Consider the following 21390-nt stretch of genomic DNA (forward strand, 5'->3'; position numbering starts at 1 on the left):
CGCACAGATCCTCAGGCATTGGTCTGGCTCCGTGTTGGATGAGTGAAGCGTGAATCAAAGCTCGATCTCTTGTCCGTATCCTTCAGCCTGAGCACGCCGGACTGCCTCAGCTGCGACAGCGAGGTCTTGTACAGCATTGCCGACCGACTTGAACAAGGTGATTTGCTCAGGGGACGTTCTGGCCGGCTTGAAACCGGCCACAATTTCACCAAGTTCTGTCTGGATATGGGATTCATCGATTGACCCAGCGCGCAATGGTTTAATGAGATCTCCAGCTTCGGCCAACGCGGCAGCGACGGAGTCGACCACCACGTAGGCCCGAGCAACCGTTTCCGGTGGAATCTCCTGCATCTCGGGCGTGAACGCACCGATCGCATTGATGTGAACGCCAGCGGGAACATGGGCATCGTGAAACAAGGGCTCGCGTGCAGTTGTGGCGGTACAAATGATGTCAACCGTCGGAAGAACTGATGTCATGTCGTCGATCGGAATCACCTCGGCCTGATGATCTGGTGCTAATTCACGCAGGCGCTGCGCGAAGGTCGCACTTGCTTCTGGAACTCGGTCATAGACATAAATTGTTTCAATTGGGCGAACGGTGAGAACTGCCCACGCTTGTGTCGGTCCTTGGGCGCCTGCACCGATGACGAGGAGTCGGTGTGAGTCAGGACGCGCCAAAAGCTTCGTTGCTGCACCGGACGCTGCTCCAGTGCGAAGCGCAGTGAGGTAGGTGCCGTCTAAGAGCGCAGTAGGTTCACCCGTTTCTGGGGAGACAGTGAGAACCGCCGCATGGATGGTAGGTTTCTGATAGCGCGAGGGATTCTCAGGGAAGACGGAAACCACCTTCAGGCCGAGTCCACCGGAGGAAGGAACATAAGCCGGCATAAAAAGTGTTGTCCCGAGATGATCGGGGATTTCGATTGGCGTGCGGAGCGGCGCATGTGCTTGGCCGAGAGAGAGATCGCGGAATGCCCGTGTGACAAGCTCGATGGCAACTGACATTGGGACGAGACGATAGACGTCATGCCGCGTCAGGATGCGCATGTCTAGGAGTCCTTTCACAACGTCACCGGCTCGATCCTTGTCAGCCGCAGTGTAACACGGCGACGTGAGTATGGGGGACGATAGGGGGGCGTGACGGGAAGGCAAAGGTTGAGTAGGGGAGGCGGGGAGAAAGGGGGATGGAGAAAGGAAGTCGGCGGAGGCGAAGTGAAGGGGAGACGCGGACAATGGCCTTGGACGACATATCCCTGCAACGCTAACGACGCCGTTCCCCCCACACAGAAACCCTTGACGAACTGCCAAGACCTGTGGCAGAATCCGAGTGCGACAATCGAGGAGCGGTCCCCGATAGCTCAACGGTAGAGCAGGCGGCTGTTAACCGCAAGGTTGCAGGTTCGAATCCTGCTCGGGGAGCCGGTATTCCAGGTCAGGCCTCGACAGCAAAGCGCTCACCTCGCTGACATCCTGCGAGGTGTTTTCTTTTCTTCCAGAAGCGACGGAACAGATTTGACCGACCTTCCGGAGACGACGTGCGGACGATCCCGTGCTCACGTTGGAGGTGAGGAAGAGATGCTCTGTTCCCCACCAACTTCGGAGCCGCTCGGCCTCCTTACTGGAGGTAAGTCCCGGTCCACTTCCGGTCCTTGGTACGAGTGAAGTTGGTCTCTTGCACCAGGGAAGGCATCCGCTATCGAAGTCACTTGGCCACGCCGCTCCGCGAGCCTCGGCAATATCGCTATCTCTTCACAAGCGCACTCTTAATCTGCCGACGGAACGACCACATCAGGAGACAGAGTACCGGCAAAGTGGCTGCTCATCCTTCCCTTTCGCGCTGCTGGTGTCACACCGCTGTTCAGTACCCACTCGGCAGAACCACCAGAGCCGTCCCTACTCGTAAAGGTTCGCCACCACCGGCATCAGTGGCACTTCTGAGCTCAAATTGTGACCGTCTCTTACCATCAAGAGCCGCAGAGGGCGATAGAATCCGATCAGTCCGATCGCGTGTCGGACGACAGAGAGGCCGAAAGTGGCAATTGGGAAGAAGGAGACGAGCGTGCGAGTAGTCGTCACCAGACGAATCCCCGAAACGGGAATCGAGGTACTCCGGCGCGCAGGATACGAGGTCAGGATCTGGCCTGGACCATTACCGCCGACGCGTGAAGAACTCCTCCAATTCGCCAAAGATGCTGATGGTCTCCTCACCCTCCTCACCGAACGAATCGACGCCAAACTCCTTGATGCCTTACCATCAATCAAAGCCGTCAGTAACATGGCCGTCGGCTTTGACAACATCGATGTCGAGGCGTGCACCGCTCGGGGTGTCGTCGTCTGTATCACGCCAGATGTTCTGACGGAGACGACCGCAGACTTCACCTGGGCTCTCATCCTTGCCGTCGCACGGCATGTCTGTGAAGCTGCAGACGCTGTCCATCGCGGCCAGTGGCGAACTTGGGAGCCGCTCGGCTTCCTCGGGCAAGATGTGGCAGGAGCGACGCTGGGCATTGTTGGTTTCGGTCGCATCGGCCAGGCTGTCGCACGACGTGCGAGCGGTTTCCGGATGCGCGTGGTCTATACCGACCGGGAGCAACGACCGCCCGAGATTGAACAGCAACTACGAGCAACCTTTCTGCCACTCGATCAGCTGCTAGCTGAGAGTGATATCGTTACACTACACGTGCCGCTAACGCCTGAGACCAGGAAACTCATTGGGGCTCGTGAATTGGCTCTCATGAAACCGAACGCCATGCTGATCAACACAGCGCGAGGAGCAGTCGTGGATACAGACGCCCTCGTGGCAGCACTTCGTGACCGACGCTTGTGGGGTGCCGGACTTGACGTCACGGATCCGGAGCCGCTGCCGGCCGACCATCCACTCTTGCAGTGCCCCAACGTCATCGTCACCCCGCACATCGCGAGCGCTAGTGAGGTCACACGAGCACGGATGGCTCAGCTCGCTGCTGAAAACCTGGTCGCCGCACTGCGAGGTGAACGCCCACCCCGTTCGCTCAATTGGGACGAACTGCATCGGAAAGGATAACAAGGTGCGCCGACGCGTCGTGGTGACCGGTCTTGGCTTCGTCACCCCTATCGGGAACGACGCAGTCAGTGTTTGGACGTCCCTTATGGAGGGTCGATCAGGAACGAGAATACTCACGAGAATCGATCCCGCAGATCTGCCGAGTCGCGTCGCAGGAGAGGTGAAGGAATTTGAGGCCGAGCGCTTTCTTCCCCCAAAAGAAGCGCGACGGACCGACCGCTTCATCCAGTTCGCAGTCGTAGCGGCCATGCAGGCACTCCAAGCAGCCCGGCTTGAATTGACTCCGGCAGTCGCCGAACGCACTGCCGTCGTGATTGGGTCAGCACTGGGTGGCGTCGAGACGTTCGAGGCAGGCGTTGAAACACTCCAGGCGCGTGGGCCCGCACGGGTGAGTCCATTCCTGATTCCGATGTTTCTTGCCGACATGGCCGCAGGATACGTCGCGATTCTCACCGGAGCCCGGGGACCGAACTTCGCTACGTTGTCAGCCTGCGCCAGTGGTGCGAATGCGATCGGCGAGGCTGCGCGGATGATCCGAGAGGAACGCGCCGACATTGCGCTTGCAGGCGGTAGCGAGGCCCCTCTCACACGCACGGTCATCGCCGGGTTTGCCGCACTGCAAGCACTTTCACGACGGAACGACGAGCCAGAGACAGCAAGCCGCCCGTTCGATCGCACACGCGATGGCTTCGTCATCGCTGAAGGTGCGGCGGTGCTCGTCTTGGAGTCGGAGGACCATGCTCGGCGGCGCGGAGCACCGATCCTCGCGGAGGTCCTCGGCTACGGTACGACTGCCGACGCCTACCACATCGTCCAACCTTGCGTGGATGGATCCGGTGCAGTCGCTGCCATGAAGTCTGCATTGGACGATGCAGGACTTCTGACGCGAGACATCGACTATATTAACGCTCACGGCACAAGTACACCCCTCAACGACACGGTGGAGACCGCCGCAATAAAACAGCTGTTCGGCTCTGGCCAGGCGGTGCCGCCCGTTAGTTCGACAAAGGCACTTACTGGTCACCTGCTCGGTGCAGCAGGTGCACTGGAAGCGGCCATCTGCATCTTAGCACTTCAGCACCAAATGATTCCGCCAACATGGCATCTGCGCGAACCTGATCCGGAGTGTGACCTCGACTATGTTCCGAACCAACCGCGCGCAGCATCCCTTCACTACGTCATGACGAACGCCTTCGGGTTCGGTGGGCATAATGCTGTGTTGATTCTCAGCCGCTATTCCTCTTGATGTCCGCCCGTAACTTCTCTCCACGCAAGATGAAGCCACTTCAACAGATAGTCGGGATCATCCTGAACGATAATGGGATATCCATGAGACGATTGTCGAATTTCAATTCCCGGGTTATGGACGTCACGTTGTCCACTAACGACGAAGAGGTGAGGACTTCCCTGAATCGGCCGCTGCTGACTTGCCTGCCAATCATCCCACAAACGACGCCAGCCATGACCCAACCAGAAGTCGTGTTCCAGGCGAGCCAGATCGACGGATGTTTGGCTTACAATTTCAAAGAGCTCCGGGATAAGCGCAACATTGCGCTGATAAAGAAAGAATCCCTCACGTATCGCGAAGTCGACCTCACCCGCAACTTCCTCTCCCTGGAAACTTGCCGCCTTCGCGATGGCCATTGCAGGCAAAAACGTGACGGGATAATCATCACGCTGCCACAAGGCAAAAGCGTCCGGTTCGACCTGGGAAAGAATAGCGCGCTCTGCTTCAACTGCAGCACGCGGTGTGCCAACACGGTCCACTAACTCCAGAGGCCAATAGCGCCAGTACACCCGTACCGGGTGCGGAAACCGCTGTAGCGCACGGCGCAGCCGCCTTGCGGTTACATAGGCCCAAGGACAGTGGAGATCGGACCAAAACTCGATCTCGAGCACCGCCGCACCGCCTTGCTCACGTCGTGAACTGACACAGGCCTAAGGTTAGCAAGACGGTAGACTCGAGAACATGCGCGAAGCATACACGAATCAGTCGAGGTAGCCACGGAGCATGCGGCTGCAGCTTGGGTGGCGGAGCTTCCGGAGAGCCTTGGCCTCGATTTGCCGGATGCGCTCGCGTGTGATACCGAACTCTCGACCGACCTCTTCGAGTGTCCGGAACTGACCGTCCTCCAAGCCGTAGCGGAGCACGATAATACGACGCTCGCGCTCCGTAAGGCGGCTCAGCGCCTCTTCCAGCTGCTGCCGGAGTAACTGCTGGGATGCGACCTCGATTGGCGGTGGCTGCGTCTCGTCTTCAATGAAATCACCCAAGAACGCATCACCGTCCTGTCCGATCGGAGCTTCGAGGGAAACCGGGAGACGTGCTGCTTCCAGGATCTGACGAATCTTTTCTTCTGGCATGTCGAGCGCTCGGGCGACCTCGAGCTGAGTTGGCTCACGCTCCAAGATTTGCTGAAGCCGATGGCTCATTTTCTTGATCCGATTAATCGTTTCGCCAACGTGCACTGGGAGACGGATTGTCCGGCTCTGATCGGAGATGGCTCGGGTGATCGCTTGTCGAATCCACCAAGTTGCATACGTGGAAAACTTGTACCCGCGCTTGTAATCAAACTTTTCGGTGGCCTTCATGAGGCCGATGTTGCCTTCCTGGATCAGATCCAGAAAGGACAAACCACGGCCGATGTATTTCTTCGCAACGCTGACAACTAGACGCAAGTTCGCTTGGATAAGGTGAGCACGTGCACGCTCGCCGTCCTCTTTGTCATGGAGGAGCGCCTGCCGCTCCTCCTCGGACGCATAGTCCCCTCGCTCGAGGCGAGCCTGAGCGATCTTGCCGCGTTCGATCCGTTGTGCGAGCCAAACCTCTTCCTGTGGTGTGAGCAGAGCCGTCTCACCGATCTCCTGCAAATACAGTCGCACCGTGTCGCTGATTCCGATACCGTCCTCGAGGTCAAGACGCTCATGTTGATCACGCAGTCGGCGATGGAGAAGCGAGGTGCGTGGGGGTGCAAGACTGGTTTCACTCTCGAGGACGCTCAAGCTGTCATCGAGTGAGGAATCGTCAAGATCAGCCAAGGAAGGAAGGGTCTCATCGGGACCGAAGTACGATTCGGTCAACCCATCCAGCGCATGCAGGTCCATCGAATCCATGATCAGACCCCCACTCACCGGTCGGCACCTGCTCAACACGCCCTGCAGAGCGAAGAAGATAACGAGGGCCGGTCACTGGCGAGTGGTTCTGGCGAGTCTCGTTCGCCTTTCACCCGCTGTCCTTTCCGCTTGTTGACGCGGCGATCCAGCGTACACTCCGCCCGAAAGTATACTGCGTTTTTGCTATCATTTCAAGCGATTGTCGACGAAGCACATCCATATCCGTGTTCGAAATGTCGGAAACGGCAGCTCTACAAAGAGAGGTTCGTGATCCGTTGCGTGTACTCGGTATCGATCCGGGAATGGCTCTCCTGGGATACGGGATCGTTGCCGACCCCGAGACTCCCCGAGCTCTAACCTATGGGGTGGTGAGCACAGCGGCACAGCTCAGACCAGAACGACGATTGGTGTTCTTATACGAGGAGCTTCGTCGAGTACTTCAACAGTGGCAACCTGATGTTGTCGCCCTGGAACAGCTCTTCTTCGCACGGAATGTGACGACTGCGCTTGCAGTCGGCCAAGCTCGCGGAGTCGTCTTGCTGCTCTGTGGCCAATTCAGCATCCCTGTCGTCGAGTACACCCCAGCGCAAGTAAAACAGGCCATCGGTGGCTACGGACGCGCAGGAAAGCGCCAAATGCAAGAAATGGTTCGTTTACTCTTGCAACTACCCACGATTCCCCAGCCGGACGATGCAGCTGACGCCCTCGCAATTGCTCTCTGCCACCTGCATCATCTCCGCTCTCCGTGGATCAAAGAGAGCCATGAGCAAGCGCCGGGTCCGGGCTGACGAACTCCTTCTGACGCGAGGGTTGGCGACGACACGAAGCCAGGCACGTGCACTCATCATGGCTGGCCGTGTCTGGCACGGTGATCGCCGTGTCGAGAAGCCAGGAGAGCTCTTGCCGCCCGATACCGAACTCCGGCTGACCCAAGAGCCGCGCTACGTGAGTCGTGGCGGCGAAAAGCTCGAATACGCCTTGCGCATGTTTGCCATCGACGTGAATGGCCTTGTCTGCGCCGATTTTGGAGCATCCACAGGCGGGTTCACTGACGCACTCCTTCAGCATGGGGCACGCCGTGTCTACGCCATTGATGTCGGGTACGGCCAGTTACACTACCGACTTCGGCAGGATCCACGTGTCCTCGTCATGGAACGCACCAATGTGCGTTATCTTGAATCCCTCCCTGAACCGATCGATCTAGTGACAATCGATGTTTCGTTCATTTCTCTGCGACTTGTACTTCCCGCTGCCCGTCGTGTCCTGCGGCCGGGCGGTCGAGTCATCGCGCTCGTCAAGCCGCAGTTCGAGGCAGGGAAGGGGAAAGTAGGGAAGGGAGGTATCGTCCGTGACCCCGCGGTCCACCGCGAAGTGCTGGAACGTATCATTGCGACAGCGCTGGAACTCGGCTTCAGCGTGGAAGGTCTCGTACGGTCACCGATCAGGGGGGCGGAAGGAAACATCGAATTCCTGCTACTCTTGCGGCGTGATGGAGTGACTTCGCTTGACCCGGAGTCACTCATTTCGAGTGTGTTAGGCGAGATGGAATCGGATCGATGAACGAACGTTCACGATGCGACCCCTTCCGTACACTGCGGGCAGCACTCTCTGGCGAAATGCTGAGCGCTCGCTCGAATCCTGGAGTGTGGGTGGATCCGGAGCGAGAGATCCGTACGGGTATTCCCGAGATCGTCCTTGCCGAAGGGAAAACGCACGAGCAACTCGTCGCAAGTGTCACGCTCTTACTCGAACGGCGAGGCCGCGTCTTGATTAGCCGATTGGCAGCACATCAGCGCGATCATTTGCTCGCCGCCTTTCCAGATGTCCAGGCACGGTACACCGAGTCAGGTCGTACCGTCGTGCTGTGGCACGAGGGCGCTGTTCCGACACCCAGCGGGGGACGAGTTGGAATTCTGACGGCTGGTGCTTCGGACCTCCCCGCTGCAGAAGAGGCTCAATTCGTCGCGGAGGAACTTGGTTGTACCGTGCGTGTCGTGCATGACGTCGGTGTCGCCGGTCTGCATCGACTAGTGCCGGCGCTTGAGGAGCTGATCGTCGCGTGGGATGCCGACGTACTCATTGTCGCCGCAGGAATGGATGGAGTTTTGCCGAGCGTCGTGGCAGGACTCGTGGACGTTCCCGTGATCGGCTTGCCAACGCCCACCGGCTACGGTTTTGGCGGTGGTGGAGTAGCAGCGCTGCAGAGTATGCTGCAGACCTGCGCTCCCGGCCTCGTCGTCGTCAATATTGACAACGGAGTCGGCGCTGCCGCAGCTGCCGCCAAGATCGCCAACCGCTGCGCTGCACTACGGCGTCAGTCTGAATCTGCTCTGATTGACTCGGCCAACACCTGAAGGCGCTGCGCAAGCTCGCGATAGAATCGCGCCTCCAGCGCTCGCCAGCGTCCCGTCCCGCGGTCCTCCGCCAAGAACTCGTTGAGGAGCTCCGTAATCAAGAGATGACAGCGGTGTCGGACACGCACCTCCCACGACCGCGCTGCCTGCTCCTCACGGTGCTGCTCCGGTATCCCTGCAGCGGCGCGTCGGTCACGGAGCTCAATTAGAGCCTCTGCAATCTCAGTCACCCCTTCGCCTGCAGAAGCGATTGCTCGGAGAATTGGAGGAGCAGACTCTGGGGACTCGGCGATGAGTCGGTAATACGCCGAGAGATCACGGACCACATCCTCGGCTCCTGGTCGGTCGGCCTTGTTGACGACCACGATGTCAGCCAACTCCAGGACGCCGGCCTTCAGTGTCTGGATGCTGTCCCCCAACCCAGGGACGAGGACAAGGAGAACGACATCCGCGACCTGAACAAGCGGAGAAGCTTCCTGACCAGCGCCGACCGATTCCAGGAAAATGAAATCGAAACCGTATGCATCGAGCAGCGCGAGTAAGGTCGGCAGTTGTGGAGTACCCGCTCCATAGGGATCACGCGCCGCCAGAGAACGAACGAAGACCTGGGGGTGATGCGCCGACTCTAACATCCGGATACGATCGCCCAGGATCGCGCCACCAGACCGCGGACTGATCGGATCAAAAGCCAGGATCGCGACAGTCGCATCGCGGCGCGTCATTTCACTCGCGAGCGCTCCCAGAAGGGTACTCTTCCCAGCCCCTGGCGGACCGGCAACAGCCACAACCAGCGCTTGCCGTGATCGCTCGATATCGAGGTCATGCCCGAGTTCGGGATTCCGCTCCAGCAACGAGATCGCACGAGCAAGTGCTAACCGATCTCGCAAACGTACACGCTCGAGCAGCGAGTCCCACTGCGCAATCATCGCCGATTTACCCGTTGGGCACGACGTCCGGAACACGCGATTCGATGTACCGCACAATCTCAGCCAGCGAGGTTCCCGGGCCAAAGACTTCCGCCACTCCTTGAACCTTCAAAAAGGGGATGTCGTCCTGAGGGATAATGCCACCGACAAGTATCAGTGCGTCACCCTTTCCGTGTTCGCGCAGAGCGCGGATCACTTCTGGCACAAGCTGGTTGTGGGCACCAGACAAGATGCTCAACCCCACCACGTCGACATCTTCATCGACAGCGGTCTGCGCGATCGACTCAGGGGTCTGGAATAAACCTGTGTAAATGACTTCCATTCCGGCATCCCGAAGTGCACGAGCGAGCACTTTTGCCCCACGATCATGTCCGTCCAAACCAGGCTTGGCGATGAGAACACGAATCGGTCTGCGACGCATCGTCCAAAGCCTCCTTATCAGTAGTGCAGGCCTCGACGTAGTGGTTCGTGTTCCCGAACTTTGATTGTTTGCATTAGCGTGACGCTATCCGCTGCATCGTGCAGGGCTGGACTCGCTGCACGTCCGGTCAACACGATATCGGTCCAGGGAGCAGCCCGTTCGACGAGCTCCAGAATCGCCTTATCCTCTACCATACCTTCGTCGACCAGTGTTAGCAGACCATCCAGAATGAGGATATTGGTGACCCGGCGCAGCACGTGGTCACGGGCCTCACGGAGTGCCGCCTGCAACCGTTCCGGCGAGATAGCCGGACCGCGGAATTCTTCCGGACGCGTGCGCACGTCGATCATCCCATATTGGGAGAGTGTGACACCTGTGAGGAAGGAGACAGCGGCAACCTCACCGCGCTCACGTCCGGTTTTGAGAAACTCGATGATGTGCACGCGCAAACCATGTCCGGCACCGCGCAACGCGATGCCGAGCGCAGCATCCGAAGTGCGACGCTCGTCCCCGACTAACAGCATCATGTATCCGCGCCCATTCTGTCCTGGTTCCGCACCCATTGCGTTCCCCCGTTTCGCGCTTCCGCTTCCTCGTATCCGACCGGAAGGCAGCACCCATCCATGGGTCGGGTGAATACGAGGTCTTGGCAACCGACTGTTTTGCTACCACCTCATTGCAGCAGCGACGCTAGCTCTCTGTCGTTGCGTCCGCGTCTCCCTGCTTTACTAGCCGCAGGCTGCCGAGTGCGAGACGCCCTGCGGCAATTGTCGCTTTGACGGCGTTCAGTCAGCAAGCGAGGACTCGTCGAGACGAATACGGAGCCCGTTGAACCGATTCATCGCGGCGGTTAAACCTTCACGATGCCAAACGAGCACAGCCTGTGCTGCAACGAACGCAACACGCTCAGCGAGCGGCCGTTCTGCTGCAGGAAATGGACTCAAGACATAGGAGCGGCCCTCGTTTTTAACCGCTGGACGCCCAATACCGACACGAAGCCGTGCAAACCGGTCGCTCCCAAGCTCACTGATCACCGACTCGACGCCATGATGACCTGCCGCGCTACCGCCTTGTCGTAGTCTGATCACGCCGAGCGGAAGATCCATATCATCATGAATGATGAGTACGCGTTCCAAAGGAAGCTTGTACCACTGGACCGCTTTTCGCACCGCTCGACCGCTCAAGTTCATAAACGTCAGTGGCTTCAGCAGGAGCAATTGACCTCGATCGGTATGAATGGAGGCAAACTCTCCGTCAAAACGACGCTCGTAGCTGGGAATCCTGAATTCTCTTGCTAACGCGTCGATTACGCAGAATCCGACGTTGTGCCTCGTGTCGGCATACCTCGGCCCCGGATTCCCGAGGCCGACAGCAAGCCATTGGTCATCTCCCATCCTCAAGTGCCTCCCGATACACCGTAAGGGTTTGTTCCGCTGCACGAGCCCAGGAGAACTGCCTTGCGCGTGCGCGACCTCGCCTGGCGTAGGTTTGCCGTAAGCTCTCGTTCTGGAGGAGAACCCTGCATGCTTCAGCCAACGCCTCAATGGTCTGATCGTGGACCAGCAGCGCAGCATCGCCGACCACCTCCGGCAGGGCCCCAACTGCGAAGGCTACCACGGGTACGCCAGCAGCAAGCGCCTCCAGTGCCGGAAGACAGAAACCCTCATCGCGACTCGGTACAACAAGTACTGCTGCAATGGAATAAAGGGCATGCAAAAGGCCATCGTCCGCGTCAGGAAACCAGCGCAAGATGCCTCGTTCTTGGTAGCTTCGTATTCGCAATACAGTTTCGGTAGCATTCCAACCTTCTTGGCCGACGATCACAAGGAATGGAGCGCTTTCAAGCGAGCGATGAAGCGCAAGAAAAGCATCCAGAAGAAGGTCATACCGTTTGCGAGGTTCGATGGTACCCACAGCCAGAACGATTGGACGTGCACTGAGGAACAAGCTGGGTTCCCGCCCAAACACCGAAGTAAGTTGACCGATCGGATCAGGGTGAGGATGAAACCACCGCTCATCAACCCCGTGATGGATGACGCGGATACGAGGAGCCACATCTGGAACGAATTCGGCGATTCGCCGGGCAGTTGCATGCGAAACGGCTATGATCCGGTCTGCGCGCCGTAAAGTGGGTAGAGTGCGTGCATAGTACCGAGCTGCGTCGGGAGCGAGTTCACCAGGAGCGTCAAGGAAAGCGAGATCGTGGATGGTCACGACGCCACGAATTCGCTTCGGTAGGCGGGGAAGAACAAAATCGGTCGCATGGACAAGAGAGACCGGTTGTCGCGCGAGTTCCCACCCGAGCGTCCACTCCTCAAGTGCATGGTGAGGTGGAGTCCAGACGCGGACAAGTGGAAGCGGGGAATCGACGATCGGGCGGTTAGCAATGAGGAAGAATGTCAAGCCACTTGTGGCGTACACGTTTGCTTCACTCGTGGCGATCGCCGCCGCCAGGCAGCGGATGTAGCGGCTGATCCCCCCGCGGCGGTAGGCGAGCAGACGCCCGTCAATCGCGATGTTTTCCTGATGACTCATGCATCCCCCGAGCCACTGTTCCCAGGGCTGTTATACTCTCCACCGTAGCTCGATGCCTCAGCATCTGGGACGTCGATGCTTGGTCCGGAGCGCACGCGCCAACGAATGAGGAAGAGCCATGGACTTCTTTGGAATGGGAATTGGGGAAATCCTCGTGATTATGATGCTCGCGCTCATTCTGTTCGGGCCTGGCAAGTTGCCCGAGATTGCTGCAGGAATCGGGCGAGCTGTGCGCGAGTTCCGCAACGCAACACGCGAACTGACAAGTGAGTTCGAACAAGCGTTCCGCGAGGTTCAGACGAGTACTGCTGAAGTGACGACCTCCGTGCTCTCCGTGCAGCAAGAGACGCGTGCCGCATTGAGTGAAGTCGCGACAACGACACAGCAAGCCGCGCAGGCGATCACCGCTGACCAGGCACCAGCGCCAGTCACGACCCCTGCGGAAGCATCGGTTCCACCCCCGTCGCCCGTTCTCTCAACTGCAACACACGTCACAGTTGCGAACGGCCGGCGTGAGCCGACAAAGGAAGATCCCCTAGCCGATCTCGTTGATTTAGACGATCTCCTGAACGATACATCGTCGTTCAAGGCTACTGAGAGTCATTGGGAGCACTGAGCGGATCAATCGGCTCTTCCTCGTGCACTTTCCGCGCAACCCAGAGGCAAAGCACACCGTTCGGAAGCTCCACGCGCACCCAGTCTCCCTTGAGTCTGGTATTGTTCCGTGGTTGTGGCATCGTTTCACAATTGTTTGCCGGCAACGGGCCAAGGAGACGCTGGAGGATTGGAGACCAAGGGCGCATCCAGAGCGGCCACCATGTCGGACGAACGGCGACGAGCGCGATGTAGCGGCCACCGGGGCGTAGGACGCGCGCGACCTCTTCGTTCGTTGTCTCCTCGAGGAAGAACGTGGTCGGAAATGTCGTGATCACAGCATCGACAGTCGAATCGCGCACAGGAAGAGCCCTAGCATCCGCCCGGACAATACAGACTTCTCGCAAGCCGGCTGTTCGGCGGTGGGCGATTCGCGTCATCCGTCGTGAAAGGTCCACCGCAACCACCGCTCGCCCCGGTCTGGCCAACCATGCGGCAAGATCGCCCGGGCCGCTACCGAGCTCAACGATGCACGCTGCGGAAACGAGCCACATCGCAACCGTTCGTTGCCAATCGGCCCATGCTCCACCAAAGAGCACATGCGTGAGCAGCGGATACAGTGGAGAGAGAGGGCCATCATAGAAAAGTTCGAGCAACCGAGCCAGGAACCTTCTCAAACCCTGATGCATACGCCTTTCCGCCTCACTCAGTTGTCATGGTATACCCGTTCAGGAACAGCCTCGCGGCGGTCAGCACCGAGGCGAGGAGGACGAACGATGCAATCGTTTAGGATCGTGAGACGTGAGAGCACAACTTCTGCCCGCCTTGGGCTGCTCAGGACGCGTCGCGGTATCGTACACACTCCGGCGTTCATGCCGGTCGGAACGCAAGCGACCGTCAAATCGCTGACTCCGGAGGAGATCCGGGCGACCGGCAGCGAGATTATCCTTGCAAACACCTATCACCTTTCCCTGCGTCCTGGTCCCCAGGTGCTCGAGGCGGTCGGTGGGCTGCACATTTTCATGAGGTGGGATGGACCAATCCTGACGGACTCGGGAGGTTTCCAAGTCTACAGTCTGGCGAAGTTGCGGCAGGTGACGGAACGCGGGGTCATCTTTCGCTCTCACATCGACGGATCACTCTGCGAACTGACGCCGGAATCTGTGATCGATCTTCAGTTCATCTTCGGCTCCGACATTGTGATGCCGCTGGATGACGTCGTAGGATACGGGGAACCTGAGCAGCGGCAACGCGACGCGATGGAGCGGACGCACCGGTGGTTACGTCGGAGCATCGAGCGATTCCAGGAGCGGACAGCGAAGATGTCCGCGGAAGAGCACCCTTTACTCTTCGGCATCGCCCAAGGAGGTTTCGACGCGACACGCCGCCAGCAGAGCGCGGCGATCGTCGCCGCGCTTCCAGTAGACGGGTTCGCAATTGGTGGCTTGAGCGTCGGTGAGCCGAAACCGCTGTTGGAAGCGATGCTTGCAGCGAGCCTGCAGGCCCTCCCGGAAGATCGTCCGCGGTACTTGATGGGGGTTGGCGCGCCGGAAGATCTGTGGCGAGCGGTCGCACTTGGCGTCGATCTCTTCGATTGTGTATTGCCAACACGGCTCGCCCGTCATGGCGCACTCTTTACGCCGAGCGGCCGCATTGACATTACCTCAGCACGTTTCAAGTTTCTGACCGCCCCCGTGGACGAGACGTGTGACTGCTATACCTGTCGTCATTTCAGTGCTGCGTATCTCCACCATCTTTTCCGGGCGAAAGAACTCCTTGCCTATCGACTGGCGACCATTCACAATTTACGGTTTATCCAAAATCTTATGCAGAAAATGCGAGCAGCAATCGCTGAGGGCACCTTCGCCGCGGCGTGGGAGCAATTCCTTGCTGCATACCGGTCGACAGAAAATGCACGGGAAGAAGCCGTGCTGCTTGAGGGGGAAGGATGAGCGAACGCGCTGCTCTGCATTGTGTCGTGTATGGTCGTGTGCAGGGCGTCGGATTCCGCTTCTTCGTGGTGGACGAAGCAGAACGACTGGGACTGGTCGGTTGGGTTCGTAACCGCCCCGATGGGAGATCGGTGGAATTGTGGGCCGAGGGCCCGCGTTCTACCTTGGAGCACCTACAAGATCGTGTCCGCGTCGGGCCTCCGGGCGCGTGGGTAGAGCGGGTGGAGTGTACCTGGGTCGAGCCGACTGGTGGTTACACGGACTTCACTATCCGACGCTAAGGTGAGGGAAGAGGAGCAACCGTGGCGACAATCGCAATTGTGGGACTTGGATACGTGGGGCTTGTGTATGGAGGAGCGTTCGCCGATCTCGGGAATTTTGTCCGAGGCGTCGATATCGACGCGGAGAAGATCGCGAAGCTGCGCGAGGGGATCATTCCTATCTACGAACCTGGTCTCAACGAATTGATACGGCGCAACCTTGAAGCAGGACGGTTGCACTTTACGACGGACTACGCAGAGGCAATACCGGACGCGGAATTCGTCTTTATCTGCGTGGGGACCCCTTCAACAGTCGACGGCGATGCGGACATGCGTGCAGTGCGCGCAGCGGCTGAGGCGATCGGGCGTCACTTACGGGGACACACGATCATCGTCAACAAGAGTACTATGCCGATCGGCTCAGGTGATTTCGTCTCGACGCTCATTGAGCAGGTGAAACCGCCTGATGCGACGTTCGCGGTTGTGAGCAACCCGGAGTTCTTGCGAGAAGGCTCAGCCGTCCATGATGTATTCCATCCGAGCCGAATTGTCCTAGGAGCAGAGGATCGTGAGGCAGCGGAGCGAGTCGCGGAACTCTATCGAGTCCTCAATACCCCGATCTTGATAACCGATCGGCGAACCGCTGAGATGATCAAGTACGCATCAAATGCTATTCTCGCCACCCGGATCAGTTTCATCAACGAGATCGCGCAGATCTGCGAGCAGCTAGGCGCCGACGTGAAGGTTGTCGCGCAAGGGATGGGGTACGACCCACGAATCGGCCCCTTGTTTCTGGAGGCTGGGCTCGGATTCGGTGGAAGCTGTTTTCCAAAAGATGTCCGGGCATTAGCCTACATGGCTGAGGAAGTCGGCTGCCATCCACAGCTGCTCCATGCTGTCCTCGAGATCAATCAGGATCAGCGACGGCGTTTCGTCAGGAAGTTACAGGAACTCCTCGGTGACTTGCACGGACGTCCCATTGCACTTTGGGGTCTCGCATTTAAACAAGATACCGACGATGTGCGCGAGTCACCGGCGCTCGACGTCCTGCGAATGCTCCTCCAGCGAGGAGCAGTGGTCACTGCCTATGACCCAGCAGCGATGCCGAATGCGGCCCGTGAGGTTCCAGAAGCACGCTATGTTCCCGATCCGTATACAGCAGTCACAGGGGCTGATGCGTTACTCATTGCCACGCCGTGGAACGAGTTCAAGCAAGCCGACCTCCGCCGAGTACGTGAGCTGATGCGCACACCGATCATTCTCGACGGCCGCAACATCTATGAGCCTGCTGAAGTGCGGAGTCTCGGTTTCATTTACATGGGAGTCGGACGTGGTCATTGAGCCGATCTGGGACCCTGATGCAGCTGGCCCCGTCGAGGTGGGCGTCGATGCCATCGAGATTTGGCGTATCGAGAGGGCGCTGTCTCGTTTCGGGGAACGTTTCCTCTTGCGTATTTATACCGAGGCTGAGCGAATCCGTTATGCAGGGCGAGTGAGCGAACTGGCTGCACGTTTTGCCGCAAAAGAAGCGGTCATGAAGGCCCTCGGGACGGGTGTACGCGGTGTGCGGTGGCGAGACATCGAGGTGCTCCCAAACCGGCGTGGGAAGCCAGTTGTTCGCCTGTACGCGACGGCTGCCGAGCGGGCACAGCTTCTCGGACTCCAGCATATTGCGGTGTCGCTCACTCACGCGCGAGATCTTGCTATCGCGGTCGTTGTCGCCGTGTTCACACCTTCGCATTCTAGAGATCCAAGACATTGATCGGGAGGAGCACCAGCGATGGAAAAGCTTTGCCGCGTAGCAGAGGTTCGGCGAGCAGAGGAAGAAGCGGTCACCCAGGGCACATCGCTCGCTGAACTGATGGCACGCGCTGGCCGAGCGGTCGCCGAGGTGATCGACGAACTTGTTGGTACCAGCGACAGAAAATCTCGGCGCGCACTCTTCTTCGTTGGCCCGGGCAACAACGGCAGCGATGGTCTCGTTGCCGCTGGGCACCTGGCGGCTCGCGGGTGGGACTGCAAGATCTGGGCCTGGAATCGCTCTGAACCAGGTGATGTTCCCGTGGAAACTGAGTGGCTCGCTCGCTGTGAATGGCTTACGAACGAACAACTGGAGGAAGCACTCTCGCGAGCTGACGTCATCGTCGACGCTGTGTTTGGGATCGGCAGTCGGCCCGAGCTCCCCGATCCAGTAGCGAGTGTCTTTGAAGTGGCGAGTGAGGCACGGCGCCAACGGGGCACCCTGCTAGTCGCAGTCGACGTACCGTCAGGTATTGACAGTGACACGGGCGCAGCCGATCGGCGCGCATTCCGAGCTGACCTGACTGTCATGCTGGGACTCCCCAAGCTTGGCGCCTATCTGGCACCAGCGTTACGGTATACAGGTCTCATCCGTTTGGTCGATATTGGGTTACCACGACCGCCGATCACCCGTGGGAGCGTTGCCGTACTCACTGAGGCGGACGTCCGCAAGTGGCTCCCTCGGCGTGAGGCGGATACGCACAAATGGGCCGTCGGTGCTCTCATGGTCGTCGGCGGCGCTCCGGGCTACTACGGGGCACCCCGTCTCGCCGCTACTGCTGCCCTCCGTGTTGGAGCCGGTCTCGTGACGCTTGCGGTGCCACGCTCTCTGATACCCGCGATTGCCGCCGCCCAAGCCGAGGTAACATTTCTTCCAGCCCCAGATGGCGATGTTGGTGCTGGTCGGCGCTGGGCGGAACTCGTCCGAGAAGCCCTGCCGCGGTATCGCGTGCTACTTCTCGGTCCAGGATTGGGTCAAGACCGTCCGGCAGAGGAACTCGTCCGGTTTCTCCTTGGGATCGGGAAGCAACGGCGTGGTTCGCTCGGTTTCGCTCACGCGAGCGAGGAAGCGCCGCTGCAGCCGTTCACCGGCTATGCAGTCATCGATGCGGATGGCCTCAACTGGCTGGCCAAGTCCGGTGCGTGGTGGGAAGAACTCCGAGAAGCTCGACTAATCCTGACGCCACACCCCGGAGAACTTGCTCGCTTACTTGACATAGAGGTCTCGACGATTCTTGAAGATCCGTGGGGAGTCGCGGCCGAAGCGGCACTGAGGTTCGGCCAATATCTTGTTCTAAAGTACGGGCATACGTCGGTCGCCTGCCCAGACGGTACGCTCCTCCTTGCACCGCAGGTTCACCCAGGACTCGCCTCAGCCGGGACTGGCGATGTGCTTGCTGGAGTGATCGCTGGCTTGGCTGCCCAGGGTTTGGAGCCGAGAGACGCCGCGGCGGCAGGAGTCTTCATTGCGGGGCAAGCCGCGCTGGCTGCGATCGCGACGAAGGGGACGCTTTCGCTGGTGGCCTCCGATATTATCGCTGTGCTGCCTCGCATACTCCGAACCCTGTACGATCCACGATGGTCTCCAGAGGAATGCGTTCTCTCAGGAATGCAACCTTTCCTTGAAGGAGCAGACGAGCGTTGAGTACGCCTTCGTGTGGTCCGTTGAAGAGAGGAGTATGAGAATGGCACAAGAGCTTCGTGTCCGGGCGTTGATGACACGAGACGTCATTGCGATCGGTCCGAATACCCCTGTTGGAGAAATTGCCAGACTCCTGTGGGAACACGCGATTTCGGGGTTGCCGGTCATTGACGCAGAGCGGCGCGTGGTGGGAATTGTGACAGAATTTGACCTGATCGCGCGCGAGGCAAGTTTTAATGCTCCGCTCTATGTTCCATTTTTAGATGCCTTTTTCAAGCTTCCCGGCACCGGTGATGAAACGCAGCTGCGCAAGATCCTGGCCACCCGAGCTGCCGAGATCATGTCGTCGCCGGCGGTCACGATCGGTCCTGAGGAGACCATCGAAGCGTTGGCCACGCTCATGTACCGCCGGCGTGTGAACCCTGTTCCGGTCGTCGACGACGAAGGGAAACTTCTCGGTATCGTCTCTCGCTCTGACCTCGTCTGGCTCATGACGCTTGAAGAGCGGGGTGAGCTGCCGACACTCTTGGCGAGTCGCTCATAACCAGGTGGGCACATCAGGCCGACTCTTGCAACTGCTGCCGCAGGTGTTCTACGTCGCGACGAATAATGAACGTGCGTCCCGAATGCTCGTCGCGGACGTACTCGAGCTTGCGCTCGTCCATCCAGCGGTAAATCGTCGGCCGAGTCACGCCGAGGTCTTGGGCCGCCTTCCCAATGCTGACGAGTTCACTCGGCTCGTAGGCCCGGAACTTGGCCTGTGAGAGCAGCCGGCCGAGGTCGCTCTCCCAGAAGCTCCGCGGTACAGAGTAGTCCTCGGCTCCAGGGGCCCAAAAGAGCAACTGCAACACCAGCTCAATGTTCTCCAAAATCCGCTCACGCTGCTCGACGAGCTTCCCCTGCGCAACCGCAGCCAACCGCTGGAGCACTTGGCCCAGTGGGCTCTCACGGAGATCTGCCATGAGCGCCTCTTCACTCAGATTCAACTGCTCCAGGGCTCGGGGGAGCAGACGAGATAAGAGCCGGTAGTGATGCGTGTAGAGGAGCCGTAGTGCCTCGTCGATCACCCTCTGGTAGACCAGTGTCTGGGAGTCCACGGGGCCTCCTCTCGCCCAACAAACCAACTACCGGTGTACGTACCCATTGTACGGAAACCGTTGGTGGACGTCAACTGACAGTCGGATACAAGGTGTCCGCACGATGTTCAGAATCCGCTCTGTGCCAACTAGACACTACCTCGTCCCTGTTCAATTCATCTCAGCAGAGATCACACGGAAACTCATCCGCCGAAGTCTGTAGCATCAGAGCACCACCGATGGAAGCCCCGCTGGGTCAAGAGAACGATGGGAAGCACATGACGAGAGACGAGTCGTTCTCGGACTGCTGCTTCCGCAAGCTCCGGCCGGTTCGTCTCTTCCGAGAGGTGCGCCAACCAGACGGCTTGGGTAGACGGCCCGCACTCCTGAGCGACTCGTGCCGCCTCATCGTTACTTAAATGCCCGTAAGGCGAGGCAATCCGCCGTTTCAGCCAGTCGGGATACGATCCTCCTTTGAGGAGAGTTCGATCATGGTTCGCCTCGATGACAGCTAAGGTAGCATTTCGCACACTCTCGATGACTTCGTGTGTGGGCGAACCGAGATCGGTAAAAAGCGCAATTTCTGCTTCCCGCGAGGCAATACGGAGACCGACAGGCTCGTTAGCATCGTGCCAAACAGCGATGGGGCAAATCGCAAGATCGCCAACCTCGACCCACCGATCAGCGGTAATCTGTACGCGGCGGGCTCCGTTCAGTTTGAGAGCCGCAAACGTCCCACCTGTTGCAAAGACCGGGCAGGAGTGCCAACGGAGGAGTCCGGCAAGTCCTCGTACGTGATCGTGGTGTTCGTGAGTGATCACAATAGCTGAGAGCTCATGATCACGAATACCACACCTCGCTAGCTGGCTCCGGAGTACACTTGGAGGAAAACCTGCATCGATCAACAGCACTGTCCGGCGCGTCCGGACGGCAAATGCGTTCCCTCGGCTCCCACTCCCGAAACAGAACACTTCCATAGCCCTATGCTCCGAACAACGCTCGTCCGATACGAACCATCGTTGCCCCTTCCTCAACGGCGATCTCGAAGTCGTTGGTCATGCCCATCGAGAGCTCCGGAAGCGAGTAAGAGAAGTAATCCTCAAGTTGATCGCGCAGGGTGCGCAAAGCTGCAAATACTCGCCGGATTTCGGACTCGCACGATGTTAGCGGAGCTACTGTAATAAGGCCGCGGAGTTCCAAGTGAGGAGCCTCGAGGAGGGCGCGCACGACCTCGGCCGCTTCAAGAGGATCGCAACCATGTTTCTGCGGCTCACGCGCCAGGTTGACTTGAACGAGTACCGGGATTCGCCGTCCTTGGCCTTCCGCCCGTCGCTCGAGTTCCTCAACCAGTGAGAGGCGATCAACAGACTGAATCATGGAGAAGAGCTTCACCACGTGCCGAACCTTGTTCGTCTGCAGATAGCCAATGAGGTGGAGCTCAGTATCTGAGGGAAGCGGATCTGTCCCGAACTTCTGCAGCGCCTCTTGCACACGGTTCTCACCAAAGGCACGCAGACCGAGATCGTACGCAAGTTGTACTGTCGCGCGAGGCACACCTTTCGTCACAGCCACAATTTTCACGGTGGCCGGATCACGCCCAGCTCGCTCAGCAGCCTGTGCGATTCTGCGTCGTACTCGTTCCAGATTCGCAGCCAGACGATCTCGCTCGATCATCC

The 21390-nt window shown here is 58.9% G+C and carries 25 protein-coding genes and 1 tRNA gene; 13 read left to right on the top strand and 13 right to left on the bottom strand.

Features of this window, described 5'->3' with window-relative positions; genetic code table 11:
* Positions 1–54: 54 nt before the first annotated feature.
* Complete coding sequence (locus NET03_RS09110; protein ID WP_252128605.1) at positions 55–1044, bottom strand: ornithine cyclodeaminase family protein; 990 nt, start codon at positions 1042–1044, stop codon at positions 55–57.
* Between the two features lie 300 nt (positions 1045–1344).
* On the opposite strand from NET03_RS09110, the gene NET03_RS09115 reads away from it, so the two are divergent.
* Positions 1345–1416 (top strand) — tRNA-Asn (locus tag NET03_RS09115).
* A gap of 474 nt (positions 1417–1890) precedes the next feature.
* Here NET03_RS09115 and NET03_RS09120 read toward each other — a convergent pair.
* A complete protein-coding gene (locus NET03_RS09120) occupies positions 1891–2073 on the bottom strand; it encodes a hypothetical protein (RefSeq protein WP_252128606.1) in 183 nt (60 codons plus the stop codon).
* On the opposite strand from NET03_RS09120, the gene NET03_RS09125 reads away from it, so the two are divergent.
* A complete protein-coding gene (locus NET03_RS09125) occupies positions 2057–3040 on the top strand; it encodes a 2-hydroxyacid dehydrogenase (RefSeq protein ID WP_252128607.1) in 984 nt (327 codons plus the stop codon). The genes NET03_RS09120 and NET03_RS09125 overlap by 17 nt on opposite strands.
* Before the next feature lie 4 nt (positions 3041–3044).
* Positions 3045–4286: a beta-ketoacyl-ACP synthase II gene (gene fabF, locus NET03_RS09130; RefSeq protein ID WP_252128608.1), complete on the top strand. Its 1242-nt coding sequence runs from the start codon at positions 3045–3047 to the stop codon at positions 4284–4286.
* Here the strand turns inward: fabF and NET03_RS09135 are convergent.
* Positions 4274–4939, bottom strand: coding sequence for a DsbA family oxidoreductase (locus NET03_RS09135; RefSeq protein WP_252128609.1), 666 nt, complete (start codon positions 4937–4939; stop codon positions 4274–4276). The genes fabF and NET03_RS09135 overlap by 13 nt on opposite strands.
* Before the next feature lie 90 nt (positions 4940–5029).
* Positions 5030–6145 (bottom strand): RNA polymerase sigma factor RpoD, encoded by a 1116-nt coding sequence (gene rpoD, locus NET03_RS09140; RefSeq protein ID WP_353655809.1) that lies wholly within the window; start codon positions 6143–6145, stop codon positions 5030–5032.
* A gap of 284 nt (positions 6146–6429) precedes the next feature.
* Between rpoD and ruvC the strand changes: the two genes are divergently transcribed.
* From ruvC to larB, 3 genes are read left to right on the top strand one after another with little or no spacing between them, the layout of a single operon-like run.
* Entirely contained in the window at positions 6430–6942 is a 513-nt protein-coding gene (ruvC, locus tag NET03_RS09145; RefSeq protein ID WP_252128610.1) for a crossover junction endodeoxyribonuclease RuvC, read from the top strand.
* Positions 6917–7714, top strand: a complete 798-nt coding sequence (locus tag NET03_RS09150; RefSeq protein WP_252128611.1) for a TlyA family RNA methyltransferase — start codon at positions 6917–6919, stop codon at positions 7712–7714. Before ruvC ends, NET03_RS09150 begins: the two co-directional genes overlap by 26 nt.
* Positions 7711–8508: a nickel pincer cofactor biosynthesis protein LarB gene (gene larB / locus NET03_RS09155; RefSeq protein ID WP_252128612.1), complete on the top strand. Its 798-nt coding sequence runs from the start codon at positions 7711–7713 to the stop codon at positions 8506–8508. The genes NET03_RS09150 and larB overlap by 4 nt, the downstream gene beginning before the upstream one ends.
* Here the strand turns inward: larB and NET03_RS09160 are convergent.
* The 5 genes from NET03_RS09160 to NET03_RS09180 form a co-directional block, all read right to left on the bottom strand.
* Positions 8469–9434, bottom strand: a complete 966-nt coding sequence (locus NET03_RS09160; RefSeq protein WP_252128613.1) for an ArgK/MeaB family GTPase — start codon at positions 9432–9434, stop codon at positions 8469–8471. The two genes, larB and NET03_RS09160, sit on opposite strands and share 40 nt — an antisense overlap.
* 7 nt (positions 9435–9441) lie before the next feature.
* Positions 9442–9855 (bottom strand): cobalamin B12-binding domain-containing protein, encoded by a 414-nt coding sequence (locus tag NET03_RS09165; protein ID WP_252128614.1) that lies wholly within the window; start codon positions 9853–9855, stop codon positions 9442–9444.
* A 17-nt stretch (positions 9856–9872) separates the two neighbouring features.
* Positions 9873–10418, bottom strand: coding sequence for a cob(I)yrinic acid a,c-diamide adenosyltransferase (locus NET03_RS09170; protein ID WP_252128615.1), 546 nt, complete (start codon positions 10416–10418; stop codon positions 9873–9875).
* A gap of 222 nt (positions 10419–10640) precedes the next feature.
* Positions 10641–11249: an aminoacyl-tRNA hydrolase gene (gene pth / locus NET03_RS09175; RefSeq protein ID WP_252128616.1), complete on the bottom strand. Its 609-nt coding sequence runs from the start codon at positions 11247–11249 to the stop codon at positions 10641–10643.
* Positions 11239–12390: a glycosyltransferase family 4 protein gene (locus tag NET03_RS09180; protein WP_252128617.1), complete on the bottom strand. Its 1152-nt coding sequence runs from the start codon at positions 12388–12390 to the stop codon at positions 11239–11241. Before NET03_RS09180 ends, pth begins: the two co-directional genes overlap by 11 nt.
* A 118-nt stretch (positions 12391–12508) precedes the next feature.
* Between NET03_RS09180 and tatA the strand changes: the two genes are divergently transcribed.
* On the top strand, positions 12509–13006 hold the full coding sequence (tatA, locus tag NET03_RS09185; RefSeq protein WP_252128618.1) for a Sec-independent protein translocase subunit TatA/TatB: 498 nt from the start codon (positions 12509–12511) through the stop codon (positions 13004–13006).
* On the opposite strand, the gene NET03_RS09190 is transcribed toward tatA, so the two are convergent.
* Positions 12981–13673 (bottom strand): class I SAM-dependent methyltransferase, encoded by a 693-nt coding sequence (locus NET03_RS09190; protein WP_252128619.1) that lies wholly within the window; start codon positions 13671–13673, stop codon positions 12981–12983. The genes tatA and NET03_RS09190 overlap by 26 nt on opposite strands.
* Before the next feature lie 87 nt (positions 13674–13760).
* Here NET03_RS09190 and tgt point away from each other — a divergent pair, with 87 nt between their 5' ends.
* From tgt to NET03_RS09220, 6 genes are read left to right on the top strand one after another with little or no spacing between them, the layout of a single operon-like run.
* Complete coding sequence (gene tgt, locus NET03_RS09195; RefSeq protein ID WP_252128620.1) at positions 13761–14936, top strand: tRNA guanosine(34) transglycosylase Tgt; 1176 nt, start codon at positions 13761–13763, stop codon at positions 14934–14936.
* Complete coding sequence (locus NET03_RS09200; protein ID WP_252128621.1) at positions 14933–15217, top strand: acylphosphatase; 285 nt, start codon at positions 14933–14935, stop codon at positions 15215–15217. The genes tgt and NET03_RS09200 overlap by 4 nt, the downstream gene beginning before the upstream one ends.
* 21 nt (positions 15218–15238) lie before the next feature.
* Positions 15239–16537 carry a UDP-glucose dehydrogenase family protein gene (locus NET03_RS09205; protein ID WP_252128622.1) on the top strand — a complete coding sequence of 433 codons (1299 nt, stop codon included), beginning with the start codon at positions 15239–15241 and terminating at the stop codon, positions 16535–16537.
* On the top strand, positions 16527–16958 hold the full coding sequence (gene acpS, locus NET03_RS09210; RefSeq protein ID WP_252128623.1) for a holo-ACP synthase: 432 nt from the start codon (positions 16527–16529) through the stop codon (positions 16956–16958). Before NET03_RS09205 ends, acpS begins: the two co-directional genes overlap by 11 nt.
* 18 nt (positions 16959–16976) lie before the next feature.
* A complete protein-coding gene (locus NET03_RS09215; RefSeq protein ID WP_252128624.1) occupies positions 16977–18641 on the top strand; it encodes an NAD(P)H-hydrate dehydratase in 1665 nt (554 codons plus the stop codon).
* Between the two features lie 40 nt (positions 18642–18681).
* Entirely contained in the window at positions 18682–19182 is a 501-nt protein-coding gene (locus NET03_RS09220; RefSeq protein WP_252128625.1) for a CBS domain-containing protein, read from the top strand.
* 13 nt (positions 19183–19195) lie between these two features.
* On the opposite strand, the gene NET03_RS09225 is transcribed toward NET03_RS09220, so the two are convergent.
* The 3 genes from NET03_RS09225 to NET03_RS09235 form a co-directional block, all read right to left on the bottom strand.
* Positions 19196–19735, bottom strand: a complete 540-nt coding sequence (locus tag NET03_RS09225) for an excisionase family DNA-binding protein (RefSeq protein WP_252128626.1) — start codon at positions 19733–19735, stop codon at positions 19196–19198.
* 182 nt (positions 19736–19917) lie between these two features.
* The gene (locus tag NET03_RS09230) at positions 19918–20691 is read right to left on the bottom strand and encodes an MBL fold metallo-hydrolase (protein ID WP_252128627.1); all 774 of its coding nucleotides are present in this window, start codon (positions 20689–20691) and stop codon (positions 19918–19920) included.
* Between the two features lie 4 nt (positions 20692–20695).
* Positions 20696–21388: a YggS family pyridoxal phosphate-dependent enzyme gene (locus NET03_RS09235; protein WP_252128628.1), complete on the bottom strand. Its 693-nt coding sequence runs from the start codon at positions 21386–21388 to the stop codon at positions 20696–20698.
* Positions 21389–21390 lie beyond the last annotated feature (2 nt).

Source organism: Thermomicrobium sp. CFH 73360, from assembly GCF_023806465.1.
Classification (GTDB): Bacteria; Chloroflexota; Chloroflexia; order Thermomicrobiales; family Thermomicrobiaceae; genus Thermomicrobium.

What these genes read in the sequence shown, in the direction of transcription:
- NET03_RS09160 (WP_252128613.1), bottom strand. Translation starts at nt 9,434, where the DNA reads ATGATTGCGCAGTGGGACTCGCTGCTCGAGCGTGTACGTTTGCGAGAT.
- NET03_RS09170 (WP_252128615.1), bottom strand. Translation starts at nt 10,418, where the DNA reads ATGGGTGCGGAACCAGGACAGAATGGGCGCGGATACATGATGCTGTTA.
- NET03_RS09235 (WP_252128628.1), bottom strand. Translation starts at nt 21,388, where the DNA reads ATGATCGAGCGAGATCGTCTGGCTGCGAATCTGGAACGAGTACGACGC.
- rpoD (WP_353655809.1), bottom strand. Translation starts at nt 6,145, where the DNA reads ATGGACCTGCATGCGCTGGATGGGTTGACCGAATCGTACTTCGGTCCC.
- NET03_RS09110 (WP_252128605.1), bottom strand. Translation starts at nt 1,044, where the DNA reads ATGCGCATCCTGACGCGGCATGACGTCTATCGTCTCGTCCCAATGTCA.
- pth (WP_252128616.1), bottom strand. Translation starts at nt 11,249, where the DNA reads ATGGGAGATGACCAATGGCTTGCTGTCGGCCTCGGGAATCCGGGGCCG.
- larB (WP_252128612.1), top strand. Translation starts at nt 7,711, where the DNA reads ATGAACGAACGTTCACGATGCGACCCCTTCCGTACACTGCGGGCAGCA.
- NET03_RS09190 (WP_252128619.1), bottom strand. Translation starts at nt 13,673, where the DNA reads ATGCATCAGGGTTTGAGAAGGTTCCTGGCTCGGTTGCTCGAACTTTTC.
- tgt (WP_252128620.1), top strand. Translation starts at nt 13,761, where the DNA reads ATGCAATCGTTTAGGATCGTGAGACGTGAGAGCACAACTTCTGCCCGC.
- NET03_RS09220 (WP_252128625.1), top strand. Translation starts at nt 18,682, where the DNA reads ATGGCACAAGAGCTTCGTGTCCGGGCGTTGATGACACGAGACGTCATT.
- NET03_RS09180 (WP_252128617.1), bottom strand. Translation starts at nt 12,390, where the DNA reads ATGAGTCATCAGGAAAACATCGCGATTGACGGGCGTCTGCTCGCCTAC.
- NET03_RS09200 (WP_252128621.1), top strand. Translation starts at nt 14,933, where the DNA reads ATGAGCGAACGCGCTGCTCTGCATTGTGTCGTGTATGGTCGTGTGCAG.
- tatA (WP_252128618.1), top strand. Translation starts at nt 12,509, where the DNA reads ATGGACTTCTTTGGAATGGGAATTGGGGAAATCCTCGTGATTATGATG.
- NET03_RS09165 (WP_252128614.1), bottom strand. Translation starts at nt 9,855, where the DNA reads ATGCGTCGCAGACCGATTCGTGTTCTCATCGCCAAGCCTGGTTTGGAC.
- NET03_RS09230 (WP_252128627.1), bottom strand. Translation starts at nt 20,691, where the DNA reads ATGGAAGTGTTCTGTTTCGGGAGTGGGAGCCGAGGGAACGCATTTGCC.
- NET03_RS09215 (WP_252128624.1), top strand. Translation starts at nt 16,977, where the DNA reads ATGGAAAAGCTTTGCCGCGTAGCAGAGGTTCGGCGAGCAGAGGAAGAA.
- NET03_RS09150 (WP_252128611.1), top strand. Translation starts at nt 6,917, where the DNA reads ATGAGCAAGCGCCGGGTCCGGGCTGACGAACTCCTTCTGACGCGAGGG.